The organism is Mucilaginibacter sp., assembly GCF_039207105.1.
Lineage (GTDB): Bacteria > Bacteroidota > Bacteroidia > Sphingobacteriales > Sphingobacteriaceae > Mucilaginibacter.
The window spans coordinates 1-9489 of sequence record NZ_JBCECK010000176.1 but is presented as its reverse complement, the minus strand read 5'-3'; the positions used below and the strand labels follow the sequence as shown (position 1 = coordinate 9489).

Below are 9489 nucleotides of genomic sequence, written 5' to 3'. Positions count from 1 at the left end.
CATCATGACTGGCGCTTGTCATGGAACTGGGGAGCCGGAGAGGCATTCAGCAATGGCACGCACGAGCTCGACGTTATTCGCTGGGGTTTAGGTGTTGATTATCCTACTAAAGTGGTATCAACTGGCGGTCGTTTTCATTTTAATGACGACGGAGAAACACCCGATACCCAGAACATACTGTATAACTTCCCTAATAATACCGCTGCCGAATGGGAAAACCGAAGCAATCACGGGTTTAATATTGATAAATCAGGCAGGGGAGTAGTATTTTATGGTGATAAGGGAACCTTGTTTTACGGTAGCAATAACAGTTACCAGGTTTATGACACAGATAACAAGCTGATAAAAGAAGTTAAGGATGATGCCATAGTTAATGCGGGCAATTCTGCCGGATCATCAGATAACCTTCACCTTCAAAACTTTGTAGATGCCATCAGGGGTAAGGCATCATTAAACTGCCCTATCGAAACCGGTTTTAAATCAACCCTGTTGCCACAACTGGGCAATATAGCTTACAGGGTAGAAAGAAGCCTTCATTTAGATCCATCAAACGGCCATATTTTGAATGATCCGGAAGCTGCCAAACTATGGAGCCGGGAGTATGAAAAAGGCTGGGAAGTAAAAGTTTAGTTACATTGCTGATTCTGTTAGCCGGGAGTGGTCAATGTGGGTTTTAAAACTATTGAAATCATGTGCTTAAGCCATTGCAGTAACATGTTTTTTACTAATTTTAAAACCTATAAACCACTCTTATTATTAACCCATGAAGAAAATCTTATACCCGGCTGCGGCGCTTCTGGCCGTGGCGGCTCTGCTTCCTGCTACAACTCATGCACAAAACAAATTATTTGATGGAAAAACACTAAAAGGCTGGAAACGCCTTGCCGGTACCGCTGATTACAAGGTAGAAGACGGCCAAATTGTTGGTACCACTGTTTTAAATTCGGGCAATACCTTTTTGGTTACCGAAAAAGAATATGGTGATTTTATACTGGAACTGGATACCAAAATTGAAAGTAACCTGAGTAATTCAGGTGTGCAAACCCGCAGTCATTATGACCCTGCCGGTCATGAAGGCAAGGGCAAGGTTTATGGCAGGCAGTTTGAAATAGATCCGTCTGACCGTAAATGGGCCGGCGGTATTTATGACGAAGGCAGGCGCGACTGGCTTTATCCTTTGGATTTAAACGCCAAAGCAAAGGATGCTTTTAAAGTAGGTGAGTTTAACCATATCCGGATAGAGTGCATTGGTAATGAGATGAAAACCTGGGTTAATGGTATCCCCGCTGCTGATGTAATTGATACGGTTGATCAGAAAGGCTTTATAGCCCTGCAGGTACATGCCGTTACCGAAGAAAAGCAAGCTGGTAAAAAAGTGTATTTCAAAAACTTTAACCTGCAAACCACTAATTTAAAACCAAAACCATTCCCTAAGGATGTATATGTGGTAAACCTGAAGCCAAACAGCATAAGTGCCGCGGAAAAAGCCGCGGGCTGGAAATTGTTATATGATGGTAAAACCAATATTGGTTGGCGCGGTGCAACCCTTAAAGCATTCCCTGCTAAAGGCTGGGAGTATAACAAGGGAACTATGCATGTACTGCCATCAGCAGGTAAGGAAGAATCTGGCGGTGGTGATATTGTGACTAATGATCAATACAGTGCTTTTGACCTTTCGTTTGAATTTAAATTGACTCCCGGAGCTAACAGCGGTATAAAATACTTTGTTACCTTGAAAGAAATTACAGACGGATCGGCCATTGGCCTGGAGTACCAGGTACTTGATGATGAACTGCACCCTGATGCTAAACTCGGTCGAGATGGCGACCGTACCCTGGCTTCGCTTTATGATTTAATTAAAGCTAATAAACAAAAACGCTTTGTACACCCGATAGGTTCATGGAATATAGGCAGGGTAGTAGTTTATCCGAACAACCATGTTGAGCATTATCTGAATGGTGTTAAAGTGCTGGAGTACGATAGAGGATCGCAAGCTTATAAAGATCTGGTAGCCATCAGCAAATACAAAGTATGGAAAAACTTTGGCGAAGCTCCCCAAGGTCACCTGTTAATACAGGATCACGGAAATGAAGCTTTTTTCAGAAATATCAAAGTTAGGAATTTAAAGTAAGAGCCCCGAGCCCCACCCAACCCTCCCCTAAGGGGGGCTTTTGAATAGCATATTGCTTTTAAAAAAGACTTCCGAAGTTTTCAAAACTTCGGAAGTCTTTTTTATTAATAGACAAAGTTTTAGTATAAAATTGCTTTTTTTCAAGTCTCCCCCTTCAGGGGGAGATTTAGAGGGGGCTTCGCCTTATAACGAACTCCTCAGCGTAACCCTAAAAGGTACCGCGAAGTGCTCATGACTATTGTTCAATGCAAACTCAGCAGCCTTGCTGCCCATCAGTTTAAAATCTGTTGATATGGTGGTGATGCCATCCAGGATTATTTCTTTCAGGGCTATCTCGTTATAGGATATTACACCCACATCCTTAGCTACTTTAAGGTTTGATGCTATGATCTTTTTAATCAATACCACCAGATCATCTTCCATCAAACTGATATATACCGTTTGCGGTTGCACGGTTTCGGCCGATAGGGAGTCAACCACAGCATAATCAAAAGCGTATTGCCTGCAAAAATTTAAAAAGCCTTTCAATATTTCCTTGGAGTGATAGGTTTTGCCCGGAAATATCAGCTTAATAATATTATATGCACTTAACTTATCCAGCAGGCTTTTCAACGCTTCATATACATCAACCGCGAAGTTTTCATAAATGGCGGCAAATTTACCAGTAACGCCCGGCACCAGGTTATCAAGCAGTATCAGTTTATCCTTCGGGATGGTATTGATAATTTCGTGTGCCTTGCTTTCATTATCCAGAAAATGAGGGATAATGATGTACTTGGCATAATCGCTTTGCGTGCTTTCGGCAATTATTTTTTTGAAAAAATAAAAATCGTTGTTGTAGATATAAAAATCAATGGTAGCCTGTTCGCCAATAGCAGCTATGAAGGTATCATAAATGATTTTTTTGTGTGTGCTCAATTTATTGAACAGCAAAAATATCTTGAGCGGTTTCTGAAAATCGGTGTTTGATATGAAAAAGCCCTTACCCGGAACTGAGCTTACAATGCCTTTCTCCTTCAATTCTTTATAAACACGCTCAATGGTATTGCGAGAGGTATCCAGCGCGAAGCTAAGATCGTTGATAGAGGGCAGCATATCGTCCTTCACAATATCACCGCTCTCAATAGCCCTGATAATAGCGTTTGATAACTGCAGATATTTCGGGGTAATGGAGTATTCGTCTATGGTTAATATTTTCAGATAATTCTTCACGCGGTTACAATTGGGATGTGCCGGGGTAATATTACAAAAAAATATCAATGATCATCGGCAATTTGGCCGGGGGCTTTTTTCTTGAAACTGTAATAGAGGTATCCCAGGGCAGGCAATATAAATAAACTGCCTACCAGCAGGCCTATGCCCAGGTCGTCGATTGATTTTCCGGTGGCATGGTCGGTAAGTAACGACATCGAGCTACCATCCTTAAATATCACAAACCTTGGGAACCGGGTATGCCCAACCGAAATCAATATCATGCTTACCTGAAAGGCTGCCAGTACCCTGATCCACTGTTTGTTTTTTGAATCGGATATAATGAACCACAACAATATGAGCGATAAGGTAGCCGCTATAACTGCTACCAAACTTATGGTGTTACCAAATATCCAGTTGGCAAGGTGAACCTTCTCAAAGTGTGATGCCAGAAATACCAGTGCGCCTAATATTACAGCTGCAATGTTCATGGCTTTGGCTTTTTTTACAAACCGTTTCACATCATACACCTCGGGGCATTCGCCAACCAAATAAATAGCTGCCAGGAAACCACATAGTGCTACCGTAAAAAGTCCTACCGATACCGAAAACCAATTAAGCCAGCTGAATATATAAGCGCCCGCGAAAGTTTTGGCATTAGGGTCTATTTGTCCGGATAAGGCGCTACCCGCTATAATGCCCAAAAACATAGGCGTAACAAAGCTGGAATAAACAAACATGTGGTTATAAAAGCCCTGCGTTTTCTCGTCTTTAATAGCATCATAATTTCTAAACGCGAAAGCGGTACCCCGGGCAATAATTCCCATTAGCATGATGAGCAGGGGGATGTGCAGGTAAATACACATTTCGCTGTAAATAGTGGGGAAGCCGACGAATAAAATAACTACGGTAATAATGAGCCACATGTGGTTAGCTTCCCAAATCGGGCCAATGGCCTGGTAACTGGTTTTACGGGTACGATGTTTATTATCGGTTGAGGTAAAAAGCTCAATAATGCCCGCGCCAAAATCGGCCCCGCCCAACAGGAAGTATAGGGTGATTGCAGCAAATAAAAACAGGATAACAACGTATAACATAGCTGTAATGGCTTAACGGTCGTACAATTTGGGTACCATTTGTATCTGCCTTTTTAACAGGAAAATAACAAATATACTCAGGGTGAAATAAATAAAGGTGAACAGGTAAAAAGAGTACTGGATACCCGGCATTGGGGTAACCGCTTCACTGGTACGCATTACCCCCTGAATTATCCAGGGCTGGCGGCCAACTTCGGTCACCGTCCACCCGGCTTCCAATGCTATAAACCCGGCAGGAGTGGCGTAAATAAACATTTTCAGGAACCAACCTTTATCAAACCAGGTCCTCTTTTTCCAAAGGGCAACAAAATATAAAATACCAATCAGCATCATCAGCACACCAAATCCCACCATGATCTGGAAGGCATAGTGCGTAACGGCCACAGGCGGCTGATCTTTAAATGGGATCTTATCAAGCCCGTTCACTTCCTGTTTAAAGTTATCATGTACCAGGAAACTAAGCAGGCCCGGTATTTCGATGCCATAATTTACTTTTTTAGCCACCGTATCGGGTATGCCGCCAATAACCAGTGGGGCATAGCTTTGGGTATGGAAATAAGCTTCCATTGCCGCTAACTTGGCTGGCTGTCTTTTAGCTGCGCCCTTGGCAGATATATCGCCGCTTAAAGGTTGTAAAATGGCTGCCGCCGCGCCAAAAATGATAGCTATTTTAAAAGCCTTAGTATGAAAATGCACATTGCGGTTGCGGTAGATCATCAGCGCATGGATGCCTGCTACCGCGAATCCGGTGGCCGAAAATGCCGCTATGGTCATATGTAATGCTTCGGAAAACCAAGCCTCGTTAAACATGGCTTTCAGCGGATCAATATTGAGGTATTTGCCGTTGACAAAATCGAAACCCGATGGGCTGTTCATCCATGAATTGGCCGATACCACCAGTATACCCGATGCTATTCCGCTAATACCCACCACGATGCCGGTAACCCAGTGGAACCAGGTGTTCAGCCTGTTCCAGCCGTAGAGGAAAAAGCCGAGCGCTATAGCTTCAATAAAAAAAGCCACGCCCTCTAATGAAAAAGGCATGCCGAATATGGGGCCGGCATGTTTCATAAAGCCCGGCCAAAGCAGGCCTAACTCAAAGGATAGCATGGTGCCCGAAACGGCCCCGGTTGCGAAAAATATTGCTACCCCCTTGCTCCAGGCTATGGTAATGTTTTTGTAAACCGGATCTTGCGTTTTTATCCATTTGTAGTGCGATATGGCCATAAAAACAGGCATTACCATACCAATGCAGGAGTAGATGATATGAAAACCTAATGATAAGGCCATCTGCGACCTTGCTGCAATAAAATCATCCATATTTCTTGTAATAAAATAATGGTTGAATTTAAAGCTTAATGTAACAAAATTGATAAGATTTGTTAATTGATATTAAATATAAAATATACTTTTTAAGCGTAATGAGTTGTATTTATGAGGGAAATTTAGTAAAAATAATGCCCGTCGTGGTCATTTCGATAGAGCATGGGCGGGAATGTGGGCAGCGTGAAAGAGAAATCTTATACAACATGCCTGCGAATCTATTTTCAAACTTACGAAGTTTTTAAAACTTCGTAAGTTTCATGCAGGCTCCTCGAAATGCCAACCCTCCTTCACATCGATATTATGCTTTGCCGTTCCTCAATGTCGATCCCCGGATAATTAATTCAGGTTTAATGCTGATGATCTTTGGTTTGGCAGTGGTATCGGTATTGGCTGTTTCCTGGAAAAACAAATTGGCCACTGTATTACCCATGTAAACGCTAAACTGATCAATGGTGGTAATTGACGGACTGGTAATTTCCGAAAAGCTTTCGTTGGCATAACCGCAAATACCCAGCTCAGATGGTACTTTGATTCCCATCATATTGGCAACCTCCAATACACCCAATGCCGAAAAATCCGATGTGGAGGCAAAAATCGCATCAGGAGGCTGGGGCAGGTTCAGTAGTTTGCGGGTACCCTCGGCGCCCAGTTCCTTTGTCCAGGCGTTGGCTACAATCAGTTCTTCTATCACCGGTACATTATATAATTGCAGGGCTTTCAAATATCCCTCTTTACGCTGTTTAAAAATGCTGAGGTTTTGCGGTCCTTCCAGCAGACCTATGCGTTTATAGCCCCCTTCAATCAGGTGCGATACCGCCTCGAATGAAGCTTGTACGTTATCATTGATAACTTTTAGGGTTTCCAGTTCCTCGGCTACACGGTCAAACTGAATCAATTCTATGCCGTGGTCAAGCACGTTTTGCAAGTGCTGGTAATCATAACTATCGGCCGATACTGAAATGATGATACAATCTACATGCTGATTGATCAGGGTATTTACACATTGAATTTCCTTATCATGGTTCTCGCCCGATTGGCAAATGATGAGGTTATAACCCTTTTGATAGGTCATTTCCTCAATGCCGGCAATCACGTTCGAAAAAAAATTCTGATTAATACGCGGTACAACCACACCAATGGTTTTTGACTGGCCCTTACGCAGATTGGATGCCAATATGTTACGTTTATAGTTCAACTCATCGGCAGTTTTCATGATGAGCTCTTTGGTTTTTTCGTTCACCTGGCTGCTGTTATTTAGCGCACGGGATACCGAAGACGCAGTTATGCCCAGTTTGGCGGCAATGTCATAAATGGTGGTGCGTTTTACTTTTTTCATTATAAAGTGCAAGTTGGAAAAAATATTTTACGCAATCGATTGTAATTTTAAATATTTCTTTATTTTCGTCTCGTTAAGTTACCAAAAAATAAACGCAATAGTAATTCACGTATAAATCTATCTAATAATATGCTGCTATTAGGCATTGATATAGGCACATCATCTGTTAAAGTTAGTATTGTTGATGCCGCATCTCAGCAAACAGTTGCTTCGGCACAATATCCTGATGAAGAATCGCCGATAAAGGCCCTGCACCCGGGCTGGGCGGAGCAATCGCCCCTGATGTGGTGGGAGCAGGCGCAGCAGGCTCTGGCGCGCTGCCATGCCAAAAAGGCTTACAATCCTGCAGATATTGCGGCCATTGGTATAGCTTACCAGATGCACGGATTGGTATTGGTTGATAAAGACCAGAGCGTACTACGCGATAGTATTATCTGGTGCGATAGCCGCGCGGTTGAAATAGGCGATAAAGCCTTCGCTGCCATAGGCGAGGAGTACTGTTTGTCGCACCTGTTAAATTCGCCGGGTAATTTTACCGCGGCTAAACTGGCCTGGGTAAAAGAAAACGAACCCGAACTATATAACAAAATAGACAAGATCATGCTGCCCGGCGATTATATTGCCATGAAACTTACCGGCGAGATCACTACCTCGGTTTCAGCTTTGTCAGAAGGGGTTTTCTTTGATTTTAAAACGAACAGTATCTCCAAAGAGATCATCAATTATTTTGGTTTCGACGAAAGTCTGTTCCCGGTTATTAACCCGGTGTTTTCATCGCACGGAATTTTACTGGCTTCCGTTGCCGAAAAACTGGGACTTAAAGCGGGCATTCCGGTGACCTATAAATCAGGAGATCAACCTAACAATGCGCTTTCATTAAATGTACTCAATCCCGGTGAGGTAGCCGCCACGGCGGGTACCTCCGGTGTGATCTATGGTGTAAGCGACGAGCTTACTTATGACCAGCAGTCACGTATCAATACCTTTGCTCATGTTAACTATGCCGAGGAGCAAAAGCGTTTGGGCGTGCTCCTGTGTATTAACGGCACAGGCAGCCTGTATCGCTGGGCCAAATACAATTTTGGGGCTGGATTAAGCTATACCCAAATGAATAACGAGGCTAAAAAAGCACCTCTGGGCAGCGATGGCCTGCAGATACTACCTTTTGGTAATGGTGCCGAACGTATGCTGAATAACAAACAGGTAGGGGCGCATATCCAAAATATCGACCTGAACCTGCATACGCAGGCCCATATTTTTAGGGCGGTGCAGGAGGGCATAGCCAGCGCTTTCCGTTACGGTTTGGATATTATGCGCAGCAATGGCATGAACCCGACTGTGATCCGCGCCGGGAAAAGCAACCTGTTCCTAAGTGAACTGTTTACCGAAACTTTTGTAAACGCTACAGGTGTACCCGTTGAACTTTATAATAATGATGGCAGCGTTGGCGCGGCCTTAGGTGCAGGTATAGGCGCGGGCATATTTAAATCACCCGCTGAAGCGTTCAGCAATACCAAAGCTATCCAATTGGTTGAGCCATCTGGCAATCAGTTTGAGCCTGTATACCAGAAATGGAAAAAGCTTTTAGAAAAAGCTTTTTAAGTTAAAAGTCAAAATTAAAAAGTCAAAATCATTTGAATCTATAATTCAATAAATCACTAATTCAATAATTAAAAATATGAGCATTGTAACCGGAGAAAAACAATTTTTTAAAGAGATAGGGCAGATCAAATATGAAGGGCCGGAATCAGATAATCCGCTGGCTTTTAGGTGGTATGATGCCGATAGGGTAGTGGCCGGCAAAACCATGAAAGATCATTTACGTTTCGCAGGTGCTTACTGGCACTCATTCTGCGGTAACGGTGCTGATCCGTTTGGTGAAGATACCCACATTTTCCCTTGGAACGTAAAAGCCGACGCGGTTGAACGCGCTAAAGATAAAATGGACGCGGCATTTGAGTTTTTAACCAAAATGAATCTGCCATACTACTGTTTTCATGATGTGGATGTGGTTGATTATACCACCGATGTAAATGAAAACGACAGGCGTTTACAGGCTTTGGTGGATTATGCTAAACAAAAACAAGCCGCCAGTGGTGTAAAATTACTTTGGGGTACCTCAAACCTGTTCAGCAGCCGTAGGTATATGAACGGTGCTGCCACCAATCCAGATTTTCATGTATTGGCACATGCCGGCGCGCAGGTTAAAGCTGCTATGGATGCTACTATAACGCTGGGCGGCGAAAATTACGTTTTCTGGGGTGGCCGCGAAGGTTACATGAGCCTGCTGAATACCAATATGAAACGTGAGCAGGAGCATTTTGCCCGTTTTTTACATACAGCTAAAGATTACGCGCGCAAACAAGGTTTTAAAGGTACTTTCTTTATTGAGCCCAAACCATGTGAGC

Annotated in this window: 7 protein-coding genes and 1 pseudogene; 4 read left to right on the top strand and 4 right to left on the bottom strand. The window is 43.2% G+C overall.

Features of this window, described 5'->3' with window-relative positions; all coding sequences use genetic code 11:
- Both AAGC65_RS22575 and AAGC65_RS22570 read left to right on the top strand, forming a co-directional pair.
- A partial coding sequence (locus AAGC65_RS22575) for a Gfo/Idh/MocA family oxidoreductase (protein WP_343114732.1) occupies positions 1-630 on the top strand: 630 nt, incomplete at its 5' end.
- A 133-nt stretch (positions 631-763) separates the two neighbouring features.
- On the top strand, positions 764-2131 hold the full coding sequence (locus AAGC65_RS22570; protein WP_343114731.1) for a DUF1080 domain-containing protein: 1368 nt from the start codon (positions 764-766) through the stop codon (positions 2129-2131).
- Positions 2132-2314: 183 nt separating this feature from the next.
- On the opposite strand, the gene AAGC65_RS22565 is transcribed toward AAGC65_RS22570, so the two are convergent.
- From AAGC65_RS22565 to AAGC65_RS22550, 4 genes are all read right to left on the bottom strand, one after another.
- The gene (locus AAGC65_RS22565; protein WP_343114730.1) at positions 2315-3343 is read right to left on the bottom strand and encodes a GntR family transcriptional regulator; all 1029 of its coding nucleotides are present in this window, start codon (positions 3341-3343) and stop codon (positions 2315-2317) included.
- Positions 3344-3387: 44 nt separating this feature from the next.
- Positions 3388-4419: a cytochrome d ubiquinol oxidase subunit II gene (locus AAGC65_RS22560; RefSeq protein ID WP_343114729.1), complete on the bottom strand. Its 1032-nt coding sequence runs from the start codon at positions 4417-4419 to the stop codon at positions 3388-3390.
- Between the two features lie 12 nt (positions 4420-4431).
- A complete protein-coding gene (locus AAGC65_RS22555) occupies positions 4432-5739 on the bottom strand; it encodes a cytochrome ubiquinol oxidase subunit I (protein ID WP_343114728.1) in 1308 nt (435 codons plus the stop codon).
- Between the two features lie 304 nt (positions 5740-6043).
- Entirely contained in the window at positions 6044-7081 is a 1038-nt protein-coding gene (locus tag AAGC65_RS22550) for a LacI family DNA-binding transcriptional regulator (protein ID WP_343114727.1), read from the bottom strand.
- Positions 7082-7210: 129 nt separating this feature from the next.
- Here AAGC65_RS22550 and AAGC65_RS22545 point away from each other — a divergent pair, with 129 nt between their 5' ends.
- On the top strand, positions 7211-8683 hold the full coding sequence (locus tag AAGC65_RS22545; RefSeq protein WP_343114726.1) for an FGGY family carbohydrate kinase: 1473 nt from the start codon (positions 7211-7213) through the stop codon (positions 8681-8683).
- 76 nt (positions 8684-8759) lie between these two features.
- Positions 8760-9489, top strand: a pseudogene (locus AAGC65_RS22540) (xylose isomerase); the annotation flags it as partial.